Source organism: Sphingobium agrisoli, from assembly GCF_041877245.1.
Taxonomy (GTDB): Bacteria; Pseudomonadota; Alphaproteobacteria; order Sphingomonadales; family Sphingomonadaceae; genus Sphingobium.
Genome location: NZ_JBHDJI010000014.1, coordinates 85161 through 105745 on the forward strand (window position 1 = coordinate 85161; position 20585 = coordinate 105745).

The window sequence follows — 20585 nt, forward strand, 5'->3', positions numbered from 1 at the left end:
TCAGGCCATCTCCAGCGCTTCGCTCACCTCGCCGCCGGCCGCCTCCAGCAGGCGGCGCTCCAGCGTCTGAAGCCGCCCCTTGCTCTCGATCTTCCCGCCCAGCAGGTCGGTGATGTAGAAGGTGTCCACCGCGCGCTCGCCATAGGTGGCGACATGCGCGCTGTGGACCGTCACCTTCGACTGGAACAGCGCGTTGGCAAGGCTGAACAGCAGCGCCGGCCGGTCGCGCGCATTCACCTCGACCACAGTGAAGCGGTTGGATGCCTTGTTGTCGATCAGCACATTGGGTTCGATGCGGAACGCCTCGGCCCGCGTCCGGGTCAAGGGCCGCGCCGATAGCTTGGTGATCATGCGATGGCGGTTGGAGAGCGAATCCTCGATCGCGTTGCGGATGCGGGTGAGCTGCTCGGGGCTGTGGAATGCGCCACCGAACGGATCCTGCACCAAAAAATTGTCGATCGCGACGCCATCGCGCGTCGTGTGGATGCGCGCGTCGATGATATTGCCGCCCGCCAGATGGATAGCACCGGCGATCCGGTAGAACAGCCCCGGATGGTCGGCGGCATAGACCGTCACCAAAGTCGCGCCGCGTTGCGGATAAAAGCGCGCCTCGATCGACAGCGGCGCGTCGCCGGCAGCGAGGATATGGCGCGCATTGTCGAGCAAGATATCCTCGGGCTCGGCGATCCAGTAGCTTTCGGCCATCCGCCGGCTGAACGCCGCGAATGCCGCCTCGTCCATGCCCAGCGCCTGCCGCAGCCCTTCCTGCTTGGCGATGACGCGCTCGCTCCGGCCCTTCTGCTTGTGCCCGAGGCGCAGCACCTCTTCGGCCGATTCGTAGAGATCGCCCAGCAGCTGCCGCTTCCAGCTGTTCCAGACGCCCGGTCCCACGGCGCGAATGTCCACGACCGTCAGGCACAGCAGCAGCCGCAGCCTTTCCGGGCTCTGCACCACCTCGACGAAATCGAGGATGGTTTTGTAATCGGCCAGATCGCGCTTGAAGGCGGTCGCCGACATCAGCAGATGGTAGCGCACCAGCCAGGCGACCGTCTCGGTCTCGGCCGGCGTGAGGCCGAGGCGAGGGCAGAGATGCTCCGCTACTTCCGCGCCCAATATGCTGTGGTCGCCGCCGCGCCCCTTGGCGATGTCATGCAGCAGCACCGCGACATAGAGGACGCGGCGCGACAGGATCTTGCCCATCAGATCGGTCGCCAACGGATGGTCGCCGGGCAATTCGCCCTTCTCGATCCGCGCCAGCAGCCCCACCGCGCGGATGGTATGCTCGTCGACCGTATAATGGTGATACATGTCGAACTGCATCTGCGCGACGACGCGGCGGAAATCGGGCACGAACCGGCCGAACACGGTCGATTCGTTCATCCAGCGCAGGACCGTTTCGGGATCGCGCGGGGATGTCAGCACCTCCATGAAGGCGGCGTTGGCGCGGGGATCGCGCCGCACCTTCGCCGAAATCAGCGCGGCGTCCCGGCTCGCCGCGCGCATCGCGCTGGGGTGGATCTGCAAGCCATATTTGTCCGCCACGGCGAAGATTTCCAGCAGCCGCACCGGGTCCGCCTGAAAGAAATCGTCGCTCGGCAGGCTGAGGCGCCCGCGATCCAGCACGAAGCCGTCCAGCTTCTTGGGACGGCGGAAGATGGCGGGAATGTAGCGCCGCCCCTTCGGCCCCATCTGATCGTCGAGATGCGCCAGGAACACGGCGGTGAGGTCGCCGACCGTTTTCGCGTTCAGGAAATAGTAGCGCATGAAGCGCTCGACCCCGGACCGGCCGGCCCGCGCGGTGAAATGCATCCGCGTCGCCGTTTCCAGCTGAAGGTCGAAGGTCAGCCGGTCTTCGGCGCGTCCGGTGATGCTGTGCAGATGGCAGCGGACGGCCCACAGGAAGTCCTCCGCCTTCTGGAACTGGCGCAGCTCGGCCTGGGTGAGCAGCCCGACATCGACCAGTTCGGCAACCGACCGCACCCGGTTCACATATTTGCCGATCCAGAACAAAGTATGGAGGTCGCGCAGGCCGCCCTTGCCCTCCTTGACATTGGGTTCCACGACATAGCGGCTGTCGCCCATTCTTTTGTGCCGCTCGTCGCGCTCCTCCAGCTTCTCGGTCACGAAGGCGCGGGCATTGCCCTGCATCACCTCTGCATCGAACCGGGCGGAGGTTTCCTCGTACAGCGCCCGGTCGCCCCAGATATAGCGCGCCTCCAGCAGCGCGGTGCGGACGGTGAGGTCGCTCTTCGCCATCCGCATCGTTTCGTCGACCGAGCGGCTGGAGTGCCCGACCTTCAGGCCCAGATCCCACAGCGAATAGAGCATCGATTCGATGATCTGCTCGGCCCATGGACCAGGCTTGGCGGGGGTGATGAAGCCGATATCGACATCGCTGTGCGGCGCCATCTCGCCCCGGCCATAGCCGCCGACCGCGATCAGCACGATCCGCTCGCCGGCGACGCGGCTGCTGGCGGGGTAGAGATGCTGCGTCGTCGCGTCAAAAAGCAGCCGCAAAATCTGATCGATCAGGAAGGCGAAGGCGCTCACGGACTCGCGGCCGCGCGTCGGACGCGCCTCAAGCCGTCGCGCGACCTCGGCCCGTCCGTCTTCCAGCGCCGCCTTCAATTCCCTGACGATCAGGCCGCGCAACGGCACGGCGTCGCCCTCATGCTCTCGCGCAAGGGCGTCGATCGTGTCGGAAATGGCGCGCCGGTCGATGATCGCGCGGCGCGATCCCAGCGCGGGGAACTGCATGACCATGGCTGCTATCTAGTCATGGTGGCGCTGCGCGGCCAGTTGTTTAAGCCGATATATGTGATCGAGTGCTTCCCTTGGGGACAGGGCGTCGGCGTCGATCGCCTCGATCGCGGTCAGCAGCGGGTCGGGCGCGGCCTCCTCCTGCGCCATGGCGGCGGCGAACAGGGGCAGGTCGTCGAGCCCGGCCGCGATGCCGCCGGTCTTCGCCTTTCCCGCCTCCAGCCGCGCCAGCACATCCTTGGCGCGCCTGAGCACGGCGGGCGGCAGGCCCGCAAGCCGCGCGACGGCCAGGCCATAGCTGCGATCGGCCGGCCCGTCGCCAAGTTCATGCAGCAGGATGAGGTCGCCCTTCCATTCGCGCGCGCGGACATGGTGGAGCGACAGGGACGGCAGCGTCTCGGCGAGCCGGGTCAGCTCGTGATAATGGGTGGCGAAGAGGCAGCGGCAGCGATTGACCTCATGCACCGCCTCCACCACCGCCCAGGCGAGCGCCAGGCCGTCATAGGTCGATGTGCCGCGCCCAACCTCGTCCAGGATCACGAAGCTGCGTTCCGTCGCCTGCGCCAGAATGGCGGCGGTCTCCACCATCTCGACCATGAAGGTGGAGCGCCCCTTGGCGAGATTGTCCGACGCGCCGACCCGGCTGAACAGGCGGTCGACCAAGGTCAGCGTCGCCGACTGCGCCGGGACATAGCCGCCCGCCTGCGCCAGGATGACGATCAGCGCGTTCTGCCGCAGGAAGGTGGACTTGCCGCCCATGTTCGGGCCGGTGACGAGCCAAAGCCGGTCGCCATGCGACAGGCGGCAGTCATTGGCGACGAAGGGCTGCCCCTCGCGCCTCAGCGCATCCTCCACCACCGGATGCCGGCCGCCGACGATATCCAGGCACTGGCCTGCCCCGTCTGCCGGCACGAAATGCGGGCGCTGCCAGCCGCCCTCCGCCGCCCGTTCGGCCAGCGCCGCCGCCACATCGAGCCGGGCGAGCGCGTCGGCGGCACGGGCGACGTCGCCCTTGCGCTCCAGCACCGCCTCGATCAGCGATTCCAGATGCGCGGCTTCGGCGACCAGCGCGTGGGCGCCCGCCTGCGCCACGCGCCCGGCTTCCTCATGCAGGTCGATCGAATTGAAGCGCACGACGCCTGCCAGCGTCTGGCGATGGGTGAAGCCGCTGGCGGGCTGCATCAGCGCATCGGCGGCCCGCGCGGGCACCTCGACATGATAGCCGAGCACGCCGTTGTGCCGGATCTTGAGCGCGGAAATGCCGGTCTGGTCGCGATATTTCGCCTCCAGCGCCGCGATCGCGCGCCGCCCGTCGCCCGCCATCCGCCGGAGTTCGTCGAGCGCCGCGTCATAGCCATCGGCGATATAGCCGCCGCTGGCGGTCTCGGTCGGCGGCGCTGGGACCAGCGCGCGGGACAAGGTGTCGACCAGTTCGCCATGCCCGTCGAGCGCCGGCAATAGTTGCGCCAGCAGCGGCGGCATGTCCGCGATCCGCCCCAGCCGCTCGCGCAGCAGCCGCGCTTCGCCAAGGCCGTCGCGCAGCATCCCCAGGTCGCGCGGGCTCCCGCGCCCCACCGCTACCCGCCCCAAGGCGCGCCCGATGTCGGGCAAGGCGCGCAACGTGCCGCGCAGTTGGTCACGCAGGCCCGGATCGTCGTGGAAAAGCCGCACGAGGCCGAGCCGCGCCTCGATCGCGTGCAGGTCCATCAGCGGCGCGGAGAGATCCTGCGCCAGCAGCCGCGCGCCCGCGCCCGTCACCGTGCGGTCGATCGCGTGCAGCAGGCTGCCGGCGCGGGTGCCGGCGGTCGTCGCCACGATCTCCAGGCTCTCGCGCGTCGCCGCGTCGATCGCGACATGCGCGCCGGAAGCCTTGCGCAGCGGCGGCGCGAGGAAAGGCAGCGTGCCCTTGCCCGCATGGTCGAGATAGGCGACGAGCCCGCCCATCGCCGCCAGCTCCGCCCGGCCGAACTGGCCGAAGCCGTCGAGCGTCGCCACGCCGAACAGCCGTTTGAGCGCCTCTTCCGCCCGCGTGCTGGAAAAGGCCGCGCGGTCGAACATATGGCAATCGGCGACATCCAGCCCCGATCCCTCGGCCACCACCGTCTCGCTCGGCCGTAGCCGCGCCAGTTCGGCGGGCAGGTCGCTTAAGGGGCAGGTCATCGTCTCGAACCGGCCGGTGGAAATATCGGCGGCGGCGATGCCGACCTCTCCCGATGCGTCCCCGCCCACCTGCGTCAGCGCGACCAGCATATTGTCGCGCCGGCTGTCGAGCAAAGTCTCCTCGGTCAGCGTGCCCGCCGTCACATAACGGACGATCGCGCGCGCCACGAGCGCCTTGCCGCCGCGCGCTTTTGCCTGCGCCGGAGTTTCGATCTGCTCGGCGATGGCGACCCGGTGCCCCGCCTTGATCAGCCGCGCGAGATAGCCCTCGGCGCTGTGCGCCGGCACGCCGCACATCGGGATCGGCGCGCCGCCATGCTCGCCCCGACTGGTGAGCGCGATGTCGAGCGTCGCGGCCGCCATTTTCGCATCGTCAAAAAAAAGCTCGAAGAAGTCGCCCATGCGGTAGAAAAGCAGACAATCGCGCGCTTCGGCCTTCAGCGCCAGATATTGCGCCATCATCGGCGTTGGCTGCGCGCCGCTGTCGGGAGGGGACATCATGGCAGCAGCCGATAGCCCGAAGTCGCGTCCGGGGCCAGAGTGTCCCCACGACCCATTGGCGTCACAAACATATCTGATATGGTCGATGCATCTTGTGGCGCGGATCGATTCCGCGCGCTCTTCGTAATGACAGCGGAACGAACAGGGAGGACATTCATGTCGTCGGATCATGTCACGCGGCGCGGCATATTGGGCGGGGCCGCGCTCGCCGCGGCGGCTGGCCCGGCCCTGTCGCAACTGCCGGCGGCGGAAGTCGCCAAAGCCAGCAAAGGAATGCCGATGACCCCTGTCGAACTTACCGTCAACGGCCGGGAGGTGCATCTTCAGCTCGACCCGCGCACCAGCCTGCTCGATGCGCTGCGCGAGCATCTCCACCTGACCGGGACCAAGAAGGGTTGCGACCATGGCCAGTGCGGCGCGTGCACGGTGATCGTGGAGGGGCGGCGGATCAACAGCTGCCTGACGCTGGCGGTGATGCATGATGGGGAAAGCGTCACGACCATCGAGGGACTCGGCACGCCTGACCGGCTGCACCCGATGCAGAAGGCGTTCATTACCCATGACGGCTATCAGTGCGGCTATTGCACGCCGGGGCAGATCTGCTCGGCGGTGGCGGTGCTGGACGAGATCAAGGCCGGCGTCCCCAGCCATGTCACCCGCGACCTTGACGAGGTGGCGATGAGCGACGCCGAACTGCGCGAGCGGATGAGCGGCAATATCTGCCGCTGCGCCGCCTATCCCAACATCATCGCCGCGATAAAGGATGTCGCGGGGGAGGCCAAGGCATGAGACCCTTTACCTACGAACGCGCGACCAGCGTGGAAGGCGCGGCGAAGGCGGCGGCCTCGGTACAGGGCGCGCGTTTCATTGCCGGCGGCACCAACCTGCTCGACCTGATGAAGCTCCAGATCGAAACCCCGACCCATCTGATCGACGTCAATCATCTGGGGCTCGACCGGATCGAAAAGATGGCAGAAGGAGGCCTTCGGATCGGCGCGCTGGTCCGCAATACCGATCTCGCCGCCGACAAGGTGGTGCGCCGCGACTATGCGGTGCTAAGCCGCGCGCTGGTGTCCGGCGCATCGGGCCAGCTCCGCAACAAGGCGACGACGGGCGGCAACCTGCTCCAGCGTACCCGCTGCCCCTATTTCTACGACACCCGCATGCCCTGTAACAAGCGCCAGCCGGGCAGCGGCTGCGGCGCGATCGGCGGCATGAGCCGGGGGCTTGCGATAATGGGTGTCAGTGACGCCTGCATCGCCCAGCACCCGAGCGACATGGCGGTGGCGATGCGGCTGCTCGACGCGCAGGTCGATACGGTCGATGGGACCGGCGCGCGGCGGTCCATCCCGATCGCCGATTTTCACCTCCTCCCCGGCGACACGCCGCACAAGGAAACGGCGCTGAAAGCAGGCGAGATCATCACATCGGTCACGCTGCCAAAGCCTGTCGGCGGCGCGCATGTCTATCGCAAGGTGCGCGACCGCGCCTCCTATGCCTTCGCGCTGGTGTCGGTCGCGGCGGTGTTCCAGAAGGACGGCAGCGCCCGCTTCGCTTTCGGCGGGATCGGCGCGAAACCCTGGCGGGTCGCCGCCGCCGATGCTGCGGCGAAGCAGGGCGCGAAGGCGGTGGCGGAGGCCGCGCTGGCGGGCGCGCGCACGACCGAACATAATGATTTCAAGACAACATTGGTGCAGCAGACCCTGGTCTCGCTCTACCGCCAGCAGGAGGCGCGGGCATGAAGTTCGACACCCCGGCAACGACCAACCCGATCGACAAGGGCCGCGTCGTCGGCGTGCCCCAGGACCGGATCGACGGCCCTGCCAAGGTCACCGGCACCGCGCCCTACGCCTATGAACGGCACGACGCCGCGCCCAAGGCGGCCTATGGCTGGATGGTAGGATCGGCCATCGCCAAGGGGCGGATCGTGTCGATCGACAGCCGCGCCGCGCAGGCCGCGCCCGGCGTGCTCGGCATCGTCACCCACGCCAATGCCGGGAAGCTCGGCAAGGGCAATATGAACACCGCGCCCTTGCTCGGCGGGCCGCAGATCGACCATTATGATCAGGCGGTGGCGCTGGTCGTCGCCGATACGCTGGAAAATGCGCGCGACGCGGCCAAGCTGCTGCGGATCGACTATGCGGCCGAGAGCGGCAAGTTCGACCTTGCCGCCGAACGGCTGAACGGGACGATGCCGCCCTCGATCTTCGGTGGCCCCTCCGACACAAAGACGGGCGATTTCGACGCTGGTTTTGCCAAGGCGGCGGTCAGGATCGACCAGAATTATACGACGCCCGATCACAGCCACGCGATGATGGAGCCGCATGCGACCACCGCCGCATGGAATGGCGACAAGCTCACGCTCTGGACCTCCAACCAGATGATCGCCTGGGGTGTGGGCGAAGTCGCCAAGACGTTGGGCATCCCCAAGGAGAATGTCCGCCTGGTATCGCCCTATATCGGTGGTGGTTTCGGGTCGAAACTGTTCCTGCGCGCCGACGCGCTGCTCGCGGCCCTCGGCGCCAAGCAGGTCGGGCGGCCGGTCAAGGTCGCGCTCGCCCGCCACCAGATCCCCAACAACACGACCCATCGCCCCGCGACGATCCAGCGTATCCGCATCGGCGCGGACAGGGACGGCGTGATCGACGCCATCGCGCATGAAGTCTGGTCGGGCGACCTGCCGGGCGGCGGGCCGGAAACGGCGGCTTTGCAGACCCGGCTGCTGTATCGCGGCGCGAACCGCATGACCGCACACCGGCTGGTGACATTGAACCTTCCCGAAGGCAACGCCATGCGTGCGCCGGGCGAGGCGGTCGGCCTGCTGGCGCTGGAAGTGGCGATGGACGAACTGGCCGAGGCCAGCGGCGTCGATCCGGTCGAGCTGCGCATCCGCAACGATGTGCAATATGATCCCGAAGCCGGGCCGCAGCGCCCCTTTTCCAGTCGCAAGCTGGTCGAATGCCTGCGCGCCGGGGCGGATCGCTTCGGCTGGAGCAAGCGCAATCCCAAGCCGGGTCAGACGCGCGACGGCCGCTGGCTGGTCGGCATGGGCATGGCGGCGGCGTTCCGCAACAATCTGGTCGGCAAATCGGGGGCGCGCATCGGCGTGGATCGCGCGGGCAAGGTGATCGTCGAAACCGACATGACCGACATCGGCACCGGCAGCTATACGATCATCGGCCAGACCGCCGCCGAAATGCTGGGCGTTCCGCTGGCAGATGTAACTGTGCGCCTGGGCGACAGCCGCTTTCCGGTGTCGGCGGGATCGGGCGGGCAATGGGGCGCGAACAGCGCGACCGCCGGCGTCTATGCCGCCGCCGTCGCACTTCGGACCAAGCTCGCGCAGAAGGCCGGCTATCCCGCCGACCAGGCCGATTTCGACGACGGACTCGTCAAATATGGCAATCAGTCCCAGACGCTCGCATCCCTCGCCGGGCCGGAGGGGCTCTGGGCCGAGGACAGCATGGACTATGGCGACCTCGACAAACGCTATGCCCAGGCGACCTTCGGCGCGCATTTCTGCGAAGTCGGCGTCGACATGGACACCGCCGAAGTCCGCATCCGCCGCATGGGCGGGGCCTTCGCCGCCGGGCGCATCCTCAATCCCAAGGCGGCGCGCAGCCAGGTGATCGGCGCGATGACCATGGGGGCGGGCGCGGCGCTGATGGAGGCGCTGGAGGTGGATACCCGCTTCGGCTTCTTCGTCAATCACGACATGGCCGAATATGTCGTGCCCGTCCATGCCGACATTCCCGATCAGGACGTGCTGTTCATCGACGAGCTGGACGACAAAAGCTCGCCGATGAAGGCCAAGGGGGTGGGCGAACTCGGCATCTGCGGCGCAGGCGCGGCGGTGGCGAACGCCATCTACAATGCCACCGGCATCCGCCTGCGCGATTATCCGCTGACGATCGACAAGCTGTTGAAAGCCCGCGCCGCCTGACCCCCGGCTTGGCCGACCCCGCCACGCCGCTCCAGTGCGGCGTGGCGTGCGAACGAGGGCTTGGCCGATAGAGCCAACATTTGTGCTCTAACGGACGGTCGCATGCTGCTGGCGATCGTCCTGCTACAGTATGCGGCGCATCAGCCCGCGCTGCTCGTCTTCCTGCTCATCGGGTCGTTGCCGCGCAGCGTGATCGGCCGCGTCGGCCGCGTTGCTTCCGCAATATTCCTCGACCAACCGCAGGGATGTGCCCCATGTTGCGGGCCAGGATGTAAGGATTGCCGGTGTCGGTGCTGCGGGTTGAACGGTAGATATCCCGTCATCCCCGGTGCCTTCATATCCAAGTGGGTTTCTTTTAGTCCCCACGCAGGAAGAGACAGATACCCCCATCCCGGAAAGTCTTGGACACCGGCACGTTCCTTCCGGTCTCCCATTGCTCTTCCAGAGAATCAAAGGGGGTTTCGCTTGTTTCGCTGGGAGGAATTTTCCCCAAAATCCGTCTTCATCTCCGGTATCCGTATGCGATCCGTATACGCAGGATTTCGAGATTTTGGGGAACAGGGCTTGCGCTAAAGCCTCGATTTCTGGAGCGGGCGAAGGGATTCGAACCCTCGACCCCAACCTTGGCAAGGTTGTGCTCTACCCCTGAGCTACGCCCGCTCTGGCGGCCGGAGGATATGTCCCTCTCGGCGGGTGGCGGGGAACTAGCAGCGCTTTGGTGGTGGGGCAAGGGTAGAATTGCACAAAAATGAAATTCGGGCAGCGGCGCGGGGGAGGCTGGCCGTCGTGCCGCCCGCCCTGGCTGGAGCGGGGGTTGGGAACAGGGGGCGGGTGGGATTTGTACAGCGAGTTGTACAGCTGATTCGCTATACAAAGGCGGCGACAAATTCCTATTATCATTATATATCAACAGGATGGAGGCAAGGCGCAAAAAGCCGGACGACAATGCTAACGCCTGTCAGTAGCGGCCCGGAACGGCGGGTCCGGGAGAGGCTTGCCGCTGCGCTCGCTTGCCCGATTCCATCGCTGCACAGCCAAGCCTTCGCCAACGCCCGGACAGCAAATTGCGCTTCTCGCACTTGCCCACACGATAATCTTGCCGCTAGGGCCGGCGTGCCGCACAAAAATGAGAGTAGCCGATGTCCGATCGATCGAACGTGGAATTTTCCGAGCGCGAAGCGCTGTTTTTCCATTCGACCGGACGGCCGGGAAAGATCGAGATCATCGCGTCCAAGCCGATGGCGACCCAGCGCGACCTGTCCCTCGCTTATTCGCCCGGAGTCGCGGTCCCGGTGCGGGCGATCGCGGCCGATCCGGCAACGGCCTATGATTATACGGCCAAGGGCAATCTCGTCGCCGTCATCTCCAACGGCACGGCGATCCTGGGCCTGGGCAATCTGGGCGCGCTGGCGTCCAAGCCGGTGATGGAAGGCAAGGCGGTGCTGTTCAAGCGCTTCGCCGACGTCGATTCGATCGATATCGAGCTCAAGACCGAGGATGTCGACAAGTTCATCGACGCGGTCGAGCTGATGGAGCCGACCTTCGGCGGCATCAACCTGGAGGATATCAAGGCGCCCGAGTGCTTCATCATCGAGCAGACGCTGAAGGAGCGGATGAACATTCCGGTCTTTCATGACGACCAGCATGGGACCGCGATCATCGCGGCGGCCGGCGTGCTGAACGCGGCGCTGCTGACCGGGCGCGACATGAAGGACATGAAGGTGGTGGTGAACGGCGCGGGCGCGGCGTCGATCAGCTGCACCGAGCTGATCAAGGCGCTGGGCGTGCCGCACGACAATGTCATCATGTGCGACAGCAAGGGCGTGATCTGGCAGGGGCGGACCGAGGGCCTTAACCAGTGGAAATCGGCCCATGCGGTCAGGACCGACGCGCGCACGCTGGCCGAGGCGGTCAAGGGCGCCGACGTGTTCCTGGGCCTGTCGGTCGCGGGCGCGATGACGCCCGAGATGGTGACATCGATGGCGCCCAACCCGATCATCTTCGCCATGGCGAACCCCGACCCCGAAATCCTGCCGCCCGACGCCAAGGCGGTGCGCCCCGATGCGATCGTCGCCACCGGGCGTTCGGACTTTCCCAACCAGGTCAATAATGTGCTGGGCTTCCCCTTCATCTTCCGCGGCGCGCTGGACGTGCGGGCGACGGGGATCAACGAGCCGATGAAGCTCGCCGCCGCCAAGGCGATCGCCGAGCTGGCGCGCGAGCGGGTGCCCGAGGAAGTGGCGAAGGCCTATGGCCGGGCGCACAGTTTCGGCCCCGATTATATCATCCCCGCGCCGTTCGACCCGCGCCTGATGGAAGTCGTGCCCGCCGCCGTGGCGCAGGCGGCGATGGAAACGGGCGTGGCGCAGCGGCCGATCGAGGATATGGCGGCGTACCGCCAGTCCCTGAAGGCGCGGCTCAACCCGACGACATCGGTGCTCACCAGCGCCTACGAGATCGCCAAGGCGAACCCCAAGCGCGTCGTATTCGCCGAGGCGGAGGAGGAAGTGGTGCTGCGCGCCGCGATCCAGTTCCGCGAGCTGGGCTATGGCGTGCCGGTGCTGGTCGGCCGCGACGAGGTGGTGGAGAAGCTGCGCGCGCTGGGCGTGGGCGACCCCGAGAGTTTCGAGCTGCACAACAGCGTCAATTCGCCGCTGGTGCCCGAGATGGTCGACCTGCTCTATGCCCGGCTCCAGCGGCGCGGCTATCTGCGCCGCGATTGCGAGCGGATGGTCAACCGCGATCGCAACATCTTCGGCACATTGCTGGTGAAGATGGGGGTCGCCGACGCGATGCTGACCGGCATGACCCGCCCCTATGCCCAGACGCTGCGCGAGGTGAAGCGGGTGATGGACCCGGCGGCCGGCCGCACCCCGTTTGGCATCCACGTCATGGTCGCGAAGGACAAGACAGTGTTCCTGGCCGACACGACGGTCAACGAGCGGCCGACCGCCACCGAGCTGGCCGACATCGCCGAAGGGACCGTGGCGGTGGCGCGGCGCATGGGGCATGATCCGCGCGTCGCCTTCCTCTCCTACTCCAATTTCGGCAATCCGCCGGGCAGCTATCTCGACAATATGCGCGACGCCATCAAGCTGCTCGATGCGCGCGACGTGGACTTTGAATATGAGGGCGAGATGACGGCCGACGCGGCGCTCAACCCGGCGGTCATGAAAAGCTACCCGTTCAGCCGCCTGTCCGGCCCGGCCAATGTGCTGGTGATGCCGGGGCTGCAATCGGCCAATATCTCGGCCAAGCTGCTGCGCGAGCTGGGCGGCACGTCGATGATCGGGCCGCTGCTGGTGGGCATGGAGAAATCGGTGCAGATCGCGACGATGGCGTCCAACGCATCGGAGCTGCTGACGCTGGCGGTACTGGCGGCGGGCGGGGTCGCGCTGTGATCCTATCAGCGCGGTTGCAGGACCGATGAGGGCTTTTCGCTTGCCAGCCGCATCCCAGACGGCGCAGGGCGACACTGGATATCAGGGAGAGGGCAGGGCATGACCGAGGTGAGTTTCGACAGCGCGACCTTCCGCCGGGTGCTCGGCCATTATCCGACCGGCGTATGCGTCGTGACGGCGGTAGAGGCCGACGGCGCGCCGGTGGGCATGGTCGTCGGCTCCTTCACATCGGTGTCGCTCGATCCCCCGCTGGTCGCCTTCTTCCCCGCCAAAAGCTCGACCAGCTGGCCGCGCATCGCGGCGGTCGGCCGCTTCTGCGTCAACATCCTGGCCAGCGACCAGTTGCCGCTGTGCCGCCAGATCGCATCGCCGGGAACGGACAAGTTCCGCGACATAGCGCATCGCGTGTCGGCCAATGGATCGCCGATCCTGGACGATGTCGTCGCCTGGATCGATTGCACGCTCGACGCGGTGCATGAGGCGGGCGACCATGATATCGTGATCGGCCGCGTCGTCGCGCTGGAGGCAGAGCGGCCCGAGCGGCCCCTGCTCTTCTTCCAGGGCAGCTATGGCGCGTTCGCGCTGCTGGACTGAGGGACGCGCATATTACCGCTCGTTAACCGATGGGGCCTATGGCAGGATGCTGCCTCCGCACCGGATCGCCCCATGACTGCGCTGCTCATCACCGTCGATACCGAATTGTCGGCCTCGCTCCACCAAAGGGGCGTGGGCCTTGCGGAGAATCTGCGCCGGTCGATCTGGGCGGAGACGGACAAGGGCGCGTTCGGGATCGGCTGGCAGATGGACCTGCTGGAGCGGCATGGCCTCAAGGGCGTGTTCTTCCTCGATCCCCTGCCCGCGATGGTCCATGGGCCGGATTTTCTGTCAGACATAGTCGGGCCGATCGTCGCGCGCGGGCATGAAGTGCAGATGCACATCCACAGCGAATGGCTGCAATGGGCGAGCGCGTCCCCGGTCGAGGGGCGGCAGGGGCGCAATATCGGCGATTTTTCGCTGGCGGACCAGATCGTCCTGCTGGGATTGGCCAAGCGGCTGCTGGAGGAGGCGGGCGCGCCGCCGGTCACAGCGTTTCGCGCGGGCAATTTCGGCGCGAACGACGATACGCTGCGCGCGCTGGCCGCGATCGGGGTGGCGTGGGACAGCAGCGTCAACCCCGCTTATCTGGGCGGCGAGTGCCGGATCGCCGCCAACCCGGCGATGGTGGGCGCGGCGCGATTGCAGGGAGTAAGCGAACTGCCGGTGTCGGGCATCGCCGACCGGCCCGGCGGCTTCCGCCCGGCGCAGATCTGCGCCATGTCGGCGGCCGAGATGCGTGCGGGCCTGACCCATGCGGGGCGCGCGGGGCAGCACGCCTTCGTCGTCGTAACCCATAGTTTCGAGATGCTCTCGCGCGACCGGATGCGCCCCAACGGCCTGGTCATCGGCCGGTTCGAGGCGCTGTGCCGTGCGGCGGCGGGGATGCCGCAGGTGAAGGGTGCGGGCTTCAACGACCTGCCCGCCGACATCGCCGACCGGCCCGGCACCGCCAGCCGCGCAGGCCCAAGCCGGCTGCGGACCGGCCGCCGCATATTGGAGCAGGCCTGGGGCACCTGGCGCTACGAACATCGGCTGGTTCCTTCATGAGCGATCTGCCCGGCGCGATCGTCCTTGGCCTCGACAATGCGATCGCGCTCACCGTGGTGCGGGAATTGGGGGAGCAGGGCGTGCCGGTGCATGGCGTGTCCCGCCACGCCGACGCGCTGGCGGCGTCCTCGCGCCATGTGCGCAGCGTGACGCCGCGGCCGGAAGGGGCACCCGAGGCATGGTTGCCGGCGCTGATCGCGCGGACCGGGGCACGGGCGGTGATCGCCTTGTCCGAAGCGGACCTGCTGGCGCTGTCCACCTTGCCGGCGCGGATCGGCGACTGCGTGCTGCTGGTGCCGCCGCGCGAGCGGTTGCTGCGCGTGATCGACAAGATGCGGACGCTGGAGATCGCGGCGACCCTGGGGTTGCAGGTGCCCGAGACGTGGCAACCGATGGCGGGCGAGGATTTCGCCGCGCGCGCGGCGGCGCTGCCCTATCCGCTGGTCGCCAAATGGGCCAATCCGCCCGCGGTCGCGCCGCTGCTGGCGCAGGCGGGGCTGGAATGGATCAAGACCGAATATGTCCACGATGCCAGGGAATTGGGCGCGCTGCTCGATCGCTATGCGCCGGTCGGGCGATGGCCGCTGATCCAGCGTTACTGCCCCGGTGTCGGGCTGGGGCAGATGATCCATATGGAGGATGGCCGCGCGACGCTGCGCTTCCAGCATCGGCGGCTGCATGAGTGGCCGCCCGAGGGAGGCATATCGACCGTGTGCCGCGCCGAGCCGGCGGACGCCCATGAAGCGCAGATGGCGCTATCCGAAGCATTGCTGCGAACGCTCGACTGGGAAGGGCCGGCGATGGTCGAATATCGCCATGACGTGGGCAGCGGGCGATACTGGCTGATGGAGGTGAATGGCCGCTATTGGGGGAGCCTGCCGCTGGCGCGCCATTGCGGGGCGCGCTTCGCGTGGGAAGCCTATCGCCGCGCGGTGCTGAACGACCGGACGCCCGCGCCCGCGCCGCGCGACGACCTGCGCGCGCGCTACATGGTGCCCGAGACCAAGCGGCTTTTCCGCATCCTGTTCCGGCCGGGGCGGATCGGCGATCCCTTCTTCCGCCGGCGGCCGATCGCGGACCTTGTCGGCTATCTCGCCGGCTTTTTCGATCCGCGCGCGCGCTATTATGTGTTCAGCCGGTCGGACCCGCACCCCTTCCTGAACGACATGGCGCAGATCGTCAGGAAAGTCTTGCGCCGGGGAAGGCGCTGACGAGGCGCAGCACCGCGCGCTCGATGCGGGCGAGGCATACGGCCATATAGCGGTCGTCGAGGCCATAGGGATCGTGGAGATGCGGCATCGGGGGGCGGCCCCAGCGCCCAAGCAGCAGGCGCGGCACGGCGGCGAGGCGCGGATCTGCGGCAAGCCTGTGGAGCTGTCGCACCTCCATCGCCAGCAGCAGGTCGCCGGGCAGGGGGTGATAGTCGGCGCGGTCGGTCGCATGGTGGGCGGAGAGATCATGGCCGAGCGCGCGGGCCGCTTCGACCGCCGGGCCATGCGCGGGGCGGCCGGTCGCCGCCGAAAGGCCGATCGAGACGCTGGCATAGCCGGCCCGTCGCGCGACGGCCTCGGCAAAGGCGCTGCGGCAGATATTGCCCTGGCAGACGAACACCAGCCGGCGGACCTGCGCGGGATCGGGCGGCAGGCTGGCCGCGCGGCCAAGCAGCAGTTGCGGGTAGGAGAGGGCGAGCCGCACCAGCCCCCGGACGGTGCCGAAGCGGGCGCGGATCATGCGGGGCGGGTCATTCGCGCGGCTCGGCAGCGGGCGGCGGCGGGTTCGCGCCCTCGCGCGCCTGCGCCTTGCGGCGGCGCAGATTGTCGCGGAGCGCCTGCGCCAGCCGGGCCTTTTTCTCGTCCTGCGTCTCTGCCATCTGCTGCGCTAAAGCAAAATGCGCGGGCCCCCGCAACCGCCTTGACATGAGGGACCGGGACAGCCATAGGCCCGGCCTCCGCCGCGCATGCGCGCTGCGGACCCGAACAGAGTGCTGCCGTAGCTCAGTGGTAGAGCGCATCCTTGGTAAGGCTGAGGTCGTGAGTTCAATCCTCACCGGCAGCACCAGCATCCCGTGAAAAATCAATGACTAAAACACCCCTTCGGGGGAACGCGGACTATTACGCGCAGCTCTCAGGAGCAAACGTAATAACCGCGTAATTCCCGTGAGGTGTAGTGGTTTCGGCGTAATATGCGCGATTGTCTCAGGGGAAGGCTTTCCCCTGCCGCCGCGCCAAGGTCGCGACGGACCCCTTCTGCGGGCGGCTCCGCCCCCGCAACGCCCCGATAGAGAGTGAGAGGAAAGCCGGAATTTCCGTGGCGGGTAAGGGCTGAGAGAGAGGCTCTCGGCGCCCGTCGTGGAGATTTCCCATGGCGACTATCCTCACTCAATCCGACATGTCCCGACCGGTCTCGGCTGGCTACAAGGTCGATATCTCTCGCGGTCAACGCATCGGCCGCGTTTCGTCCGAGTGGTTCTCCCGGCCGGACGACGAGCGGTTCCTGTCACTCTCGTCGCTCCATGCCGCAGTGAAGACACGGGCGGATCGCGCGACCGCGCGGACCGTTGAAACGCGCGACGTCAAGGTCGAGGCGAGCCGGGACGATGCCGAGCGGCTGGCTCTTCTCATACCCGGTCGCGACGAGCCGGTCGTGCCGACCCACTGGTCGTTCGGCCAGCTCTGCAGCCTCATCGGCGCGCCGTCGGGCTATCTTCGGCAACTGCCCGCGCCCCTTGCCGGCATCAACATGCAGCACGGGCTGCTCTCCCACCGCGCCGAGCTGATGAAAACGCTGGAGACCAACGATGGCCGGGTCGAACTGCGCGCCGTCACCGGTCCCGACTATGGCCGGATCTGGGATCATGAGCTGGTCGCGGCGGTGATGAAGATCGCGGGCGACGGCACGGGCGACACCCGCTGGAAGGTGCCCGGCCTGCTGGATTGGGCGACCATGACCCACAACCCGTTCGTCGAGGTGACCAAGGACACGACCACGCTCTACGCGAGCGACCGCGACGTCTTCCTGTTCCTGGTCGACGACGCGCACCCGATCAAAGCGGGCCGTCTCCCGAATGGCGATCCCGATCTCTTCTTCCGGGGGTTCTACGCCTGGAACAGCGAGGTGGGCTCGAAGACGCTCGGCATCGCGTCCTTCTACCTTCGGGCGGTCTGCATGAACCGCAACATCTGGGGCGCGGAAGGCTTTGAGGAGATCAGCATACGGCACAGCAAGTTCGCCGCCAATCGCTTCGCGCATGAGGCGGCGCCCGCGCTGGAGAATTTCGCGACGTCGTCGCCTGCGCCGTTCATGGCTGGAATCAAAGCCGCGCGCGAACGCATTGTCGCCCGAAGCGATGACGACCGGCAGGATTTCCTGCGCAAGCGCGGCTTCTCGAAAGGCGATACCGACCGGATCATCGCAACCGTGCTCGATGAAGAGGGCCGCCCTCCCGCCTCCATCTTCGATTTCGTTCAGGGCATCACCGCGCTCGCGCGCGACAAGCCCCATCAGGACGCGCGCCTCGAGCTTGAAGGCAAGGCCGCAAAGCTTCTCGCCAAGGCCTGACACCCATCCCGCCAAAGGAAAGGAGCGATCCGATGATCGTCCTGTCGCCAACCGTTCGCTTCGCGTTGCGGGCAAATCACATCAACCGCCGAGGCGCAGCCGAACGCCAGCAGTTCGAGCCCGACCCGGCTCCCGTGGTTAAATTCTTCAATCCGCTTGGAAGCCAGACGTGGCTCGCCACCGAGCTCGCCGAGGATGACGATGTCGCATGGGGGCTGGCCGACCTTGGCTTTGGATGCCCGGAGATTGGCCCGTGGTCGCTGAGCGAGCTCTCCTCGATCCGGCTGCCGTTCGGCATGGGGATCGAGATCGACCACAACTTCTCATCCGGCGTGCCGATTTCGGTCTGGGCGGCATGGGCCCGCCGGACCGGCTCGATCCTCTGGACCGAGGCGCTGTTCCGCCGGTCGCCCCCAACCGGCCTGCCTCCCGGTCTTTAACTGATCCGCCAGGCGTCGGCGCGGCTCTCACCCTCCTAGAGGGAGAGGGCTGCACCGGCTCCATGACGGGTTGAAGGTCGAGAGAGAGTCTCCCGGCCGCCCGTCATGGAGAACACCCATGACCAAGCATGTGAAGATCGTCCTCAGCGGTTCCCGGGACATCCCGTTCAATCAGCTGGTGCTGAGCCAGGCCAATGTCCGGCGCGTGAAGGCCGGCGTCTCGATCGACGCGCTCGCCACCGACATCGCCCGCCGCGGCCTGCTCCAGAGCCTGATCCGATCGCAGATGATGTGGATGACCTCGCCCTCCTTTTGCAGCCTCCCGCGTATCGCGATCATCGAGGCCGACATGACCTGACGCCGGTAGATCTCGAACCTGTCGGGCCAGAGGATGCCGTTGGCGATCCCAGTCTCGTCCTCGATCGTGATGAAGAGTACACCCTTGGCCGAGCCGGGGCGCTGGCGAACAAGGATGACGCCGGCGACCTCGACATTTCGCCCGTCGCGGATGGTCGCGAGATCGGCGCATCGTACGATTCGCATGGCGTCGAGCTCGGCACGCAGAAAGCTCATCGGATGGCCGCGGAGCGACAGCTGCAGCGAGCGGTAATCCTCGACGGATGCCCTGATCGCGGCAGCCGATACGGTCAGCGCCATCCGGGATGTGAAACACGCTTTCCGCGATGGCGTGCGCGCGCAGGAGGGGATAGACCGGTGACCCTTGCCAGATGCCCGGCCCTGCTGGCCAGCGCACCCGCATCCGGGCAGGGCAAGACCACCATTACCGCCGCGCTGGCCCGGCGGCACGTCATGGCCGGGCGGCGCGTGCGCGTATTCAAGTGCGGGCCGGATTTCCTCGATCCGATGATCCTCGAGACAGCGAGCGGCGCACCGGTTCACCAACTCGACCTGTTCATGGTGGGGGAGGGGGAGTGCCGGCGTCTGCTCCACCAAGCCGCGTGTGAGGCGGACCTGATTCTGGTCGAGGGGGTGATGGGCCTGTTCGATGGCGACCCTTCGGCCGCTGATCTTGCCGCGCGGTTCGGCCTGCCGGTGCTGGCGGTGATCGATGGCAGCGCGATGGCGCAAACCTTTGGCGCCGTGGCGCAGGGCCTTGCCACTTATCGCGACGACGTGCGCGTGGTGGCGGCGCTGGCTAATCGGGTGGGCAGCACAGGCCACGCCGCCATGCTGAAAGACAGCCTTCCAGCGGATATGCGCTGGCTGGGTTTCATGCCGCGCAACGAGGGCGCAACCTTTCCGGAACGCCACCTTGGCCTGTTCCAGGCAGGAGAGGTCGGCGACCTTGTCGAGCGGATCGACCGCGCCGCGACGAGTCTTCCCGAGGATGCGCTCTGGCTGCCGGAACCCGCCGCGTTCGAGAGCGGGCATGCCCCCGCAGTTCCTCCGCTTCTAGCCGGCCGCCGTATCGCTGTTGCCCGCGACGCGGCGTTCGCCTTCATCTATCCCTCCAATGTCGCCTGCCTTGAAGACATGGGCGCGCAGATCGTCTGGTTCTCGCCGGTGGCAGACAGCACCTTGCCCGAATGCGACGCATTGTGGTTGCCAGGGGGCTATCCCGAGCTGCACCTTACCGAGCTGGCGAAAAACGCCCCGATGCGGGCCGCCATTCGGGCGCACCATGCCGCCGGCAAGCCGATCCTCGCAGAATGCGGAGGCATGCTCTATTGCGTGGACACGCTGGATGACGGCAAGGGAGGCGCCGCAGCCATGCTCGGCCTGATGCCCGGGGAAGCGACGATGCAGGGACGGCTCGCTGGTCTAGGCCTGCAGCCGGTCGACTTGCCCGGCGGCACGATGCGCGGCCACACGTTTCATTATTCCCGGCTGGAGACGCCGATCTCTCCCCGAGGTCACGCCTCCGGCAAGGGGGGCAGCAAAGGCGAGGCGATCTATCGGCACGGCTCGTTATTGGCCAGCTACATGCACCTCTACTTCCGCTCTTCGCCAATATCATTGGCGACGTTTTTTCTTTCCCGTCATTGAATCCTGAATTTGGCTGTACGAACAATCGGTTATTGGGCGCCGTGCTACTTGCGTTTGCATATTAGAGCGAGATGACGTGAGGCTGAATCGAGAGGGGTTTTGCTCGGGCCTATTATGTGATTCAAGATGCCGGCTGGGGAATGGAGGCCAGCGGGCATGGCGAAACCCTAT

General features: G+C 66.9%; 15 protein-coding genes, 2 tRNA genes and 1 pseudogene. 12 read left to right on the top strand and 6 right to left on the bottom strand.

The features are described 5' to 3' along the window. Complete coding sequence (locus ACETPF_RS18795; RefSeq protein ID WP_373936138.1) at nucleotides 1–2763, bottom strand: [protein-PII] uridylyltransferase; 2763 nt, start codon at nucleotides 2761–2763, stop codon at nucleotides 1–3. Between the two features lie 9 nt (nucleotides 2764–2772). After that, nucleotides 2773–5421: a DNA mismatch repair protein MutS gene (mutS, locus tag ACETPF_RS18800; RefSeq protein WP_373936139.1), complete on the bottom strand. Its 2649-nt coding sequence runs from the start codon at nucleotides 5419–5421 to the stop codon at nucleotides 2773–2775. Between the two features lie 156 nt (nucleotides 5422–5577). Here mutS and paoA point away from each other — a divergent pair, with 156 nt between their 5' ends. Genes paoA through paoC form a run of 3 tightly spaced genes read left to right on the top strand, consistent with a single transcriptional unit; the run spans nucleotide 5578 to nucleotide 9364 of the window. Then, nucleotides 5578–6210 carry an aldehyde dehydrogenase iron-sulfur subunit PaoA gene (paoA, locus tag ACETPF_RS18805; RefSeq protein ID WP_373936140.1) on the top strand — a complete coding sequence of 211 codons (633 nt, stop codon included), beginning with the start codon at nucleotides 5578–5580 and terminating at the stop codon, nucleotides 6208–6210. Continuing rightward, nucleotides 6207–7163 (top strand): FAD binding domain-containing protein, encoded by a 957-nt coding sequence (locus ACETPF_RS18810; protein WP_373936141.1) that lies wholly within the window; start codon nucleotides 6207–6209, stop codon nucleotides 7161–7163. The genes paoA and ACETPF_RS18810 overlap by 4 nt, the downstream gene beginning before the upstream one ends. Beyond that, nucleotides 7160–9364 (top strand): aldehyde oxidoreductase molybdenum-binding subunit PaoC, encoded by a 2205-nt coding sequence (gene paoC, locus ACETPF_RS18815; protein WP_373936142.1) that lies wholly within the window; start codon nucleotides 7160–7162, stop codon nucleotides 9362–9364. Before ACETPF_RS18810 ends, paoC begins: the two co-directional genes overlap by 4 nt. 585 nt (nucleotides 9365–9949) lie before the next feature. Here the strand turns inward: paoC and ACETPF_RS18820 are convergent. Further along, nucleotides 9950–10024, bottom strand: a tRNA-Gly gene (locus ACETPF_RS18820). Nucleotides 10025–10503: 479 nt separating this feature from the next. Between ACETPF_RS18820 and ACETPF_RS18825 the strand changes: the two genes are divergently transcribed. The 4 genes from ACETPF_RS18825 (at nucleotide 10504) to ACETPF_RS18840 (ending at nucleotide 15620) form a co-directional block, all read left to right on the top strand. Then, a complete protein-coding gene (locus tag ACETPF_RS18825; RefSeq protein WP_373936143.1) occupies nucleotides 10504–12765 on the top strand; it encodes an NADP-dependent malic enzyme in 2262 nt (753 codons plus the stop codon). A gap of 99 nt (nucleotides 12766–12864) precedes the next feature. Next, complete coding sequence (locus ACETPF_RS18830) at nucleotides 12865–13359, top strand: flavin reductase family protein (RefSeq protein WP_373936144.1); 495 nt, start codon at nucleotides 12865–12867, stop codon at nucleotides 13357–13359. A 72-nt stretch (nucleotides 13360–13431) separates the two neighbouring features. Beyond that, nucleotides 13432–14409: a polysaccharide deacetylase family protein gene (locus ACETPF_RS18835; RefSeq protein WP_373936145.1), complete on the top strand. Its 978-nt coding sequence runs from the start codon at nucleotides 13432–13434 to the stop codon at nucleotides 14407–14409. Then, nucleotides 14406–15620 carry a carboxylate--amine ligase gene (locus tag ACETPF_RS18840; RefSeq protein WP_373936146.1) on the top strand — a complete coding sequence of 405 codons (1215 nt, stop codon included), beginning with the start codon at nucleotides 14406–14408 and terminating at the stop codon, nucleotides 15618–15620. The genes ACETPF_RS18835 and ACETPF_RS18840 overlap by 4 nt, the downstream gene beginning before the upstream one ends. Here the strand turns inward: ACETPF_RS18840 and ACETPF_RS18845 are convergent. Together ACETPF_RS18845 and ACETPF_RS18850 are read right to left on the bottom strand one after the other, a co-directional pair. Next, a complete protein-coding gene (locus ACETPF_RS18845; protein WP_373936147.1) occupies nucleotides 15589–16140 on the bottom strand; it encodes an arsenate reductase/protein-tyrosine-phosphatase family protein in 552 nt (183 codons plus the stop codon). The two genes, ACETPF_RS18840 and ACETPF_RS18845, sit on opposite strands and share 32 nt — an antisense overlap. 10 nt (nucleotides 16141–16150) lie before the next feature. Next, nucleotides 16151–16279, bottom strand: a complete 129-nt coding sequence (locus tag ACETPF_RS18850) for a hypothetical protein (protein WP_373936148.1) — start codon at nucleotides 16277–16279, stop codon at nucleotides 16151–16153. A gap of 113 nt (nucleotides 16280–16392) precedes the next feature. Between ACETPF_RS18850 and ACETPF_RS18855 the strand changes: the two genes are divergently transcribed. From ACETPF_RS18855 to ACETPF_RS18865, 3 genes are all read left to right on the top strand, one after another. Further along, nucleotides 16393–16467: transfer RNA gene (locus tag ACETPF_RS18855), tRNA-Thr, on the top strand. A gap of 303 nt (nucleotides 16468–16770) precedes the next feature. After that, nucleotides 16771–17967: a DUF932 domain-containing protein gene (locus ACETPF_RS18860; RefSeq protein ID WP_373936149.1), complete on the top strand. Its 1197-nt coding sequence runs from the start codon at nucleotides 16771–16773 to the stop codon at nucleotides 17965–17967. Between the two features lie 32 nt (nucleotides 17968–17999). Continuing rightward, complete coding sequence (locus ACETPF_RS18865; protein ID WP_373936150.1) at nucleotides 18000–18407, top strand: DUF2958 domain-containing protein; 408 nt, start codon at nucleotides 18000–18002, stop codon at nucleotides 18405–18407. A gap of 273 nt (nucleotides 18408–18680) precedes the next feature. Here ACETPF_RS18865 and ACETPF_RS18870 read toward each other — a convergent pair. Then, nucleotides 18681–19034, bottom strand: a pseudogene (locus ACETPF_RS18870) (OB-fold nucleic acid binding domain-containing protein); the annotation flags it as partial. 28 nt (nucleotides 19035–19062) lie between these two features. On the opposite strand from ACETPF_RS18870, the gene ACETPF_RS18875 reads away from it, so the two are divergent. Both ACETPF_RS18875 and ACETPF_RS18880 read left to right on the top strand, forming a co-directional pair. Continuing rightward, nucleotides 19063–19125: a hypothetical protein gene (locus ACETPF_RS18875; protein WP_373936154.1), complete on the top strand. Its 63-nt coding sequence runs from the start codon at nucleotides 19063–19065 to the stop codon at nucleotides 19123–19125. Continuing rightward, nucleotides 19122–20414 carry a cobyrinic acid a,c-diamide synthase CobB gene (locus tag ACETPF_RS18880; RefSeq protein ID WP_373936151.1) on the top strand — a complete coding sequence of 431 codons (1293 nt, stop codon included), beginning with the start codon at nucleotides 19122–19124 and terminating at the stop codon, nucleotides 20412–20414. The genes ACETPF_RS18875 and ACETPF_RS18880 overlap by 4 nt, the downstream gene beginning before the upstream one ends. Nucleotides 20415–20585: the final 171 nt, after the last annotated feature.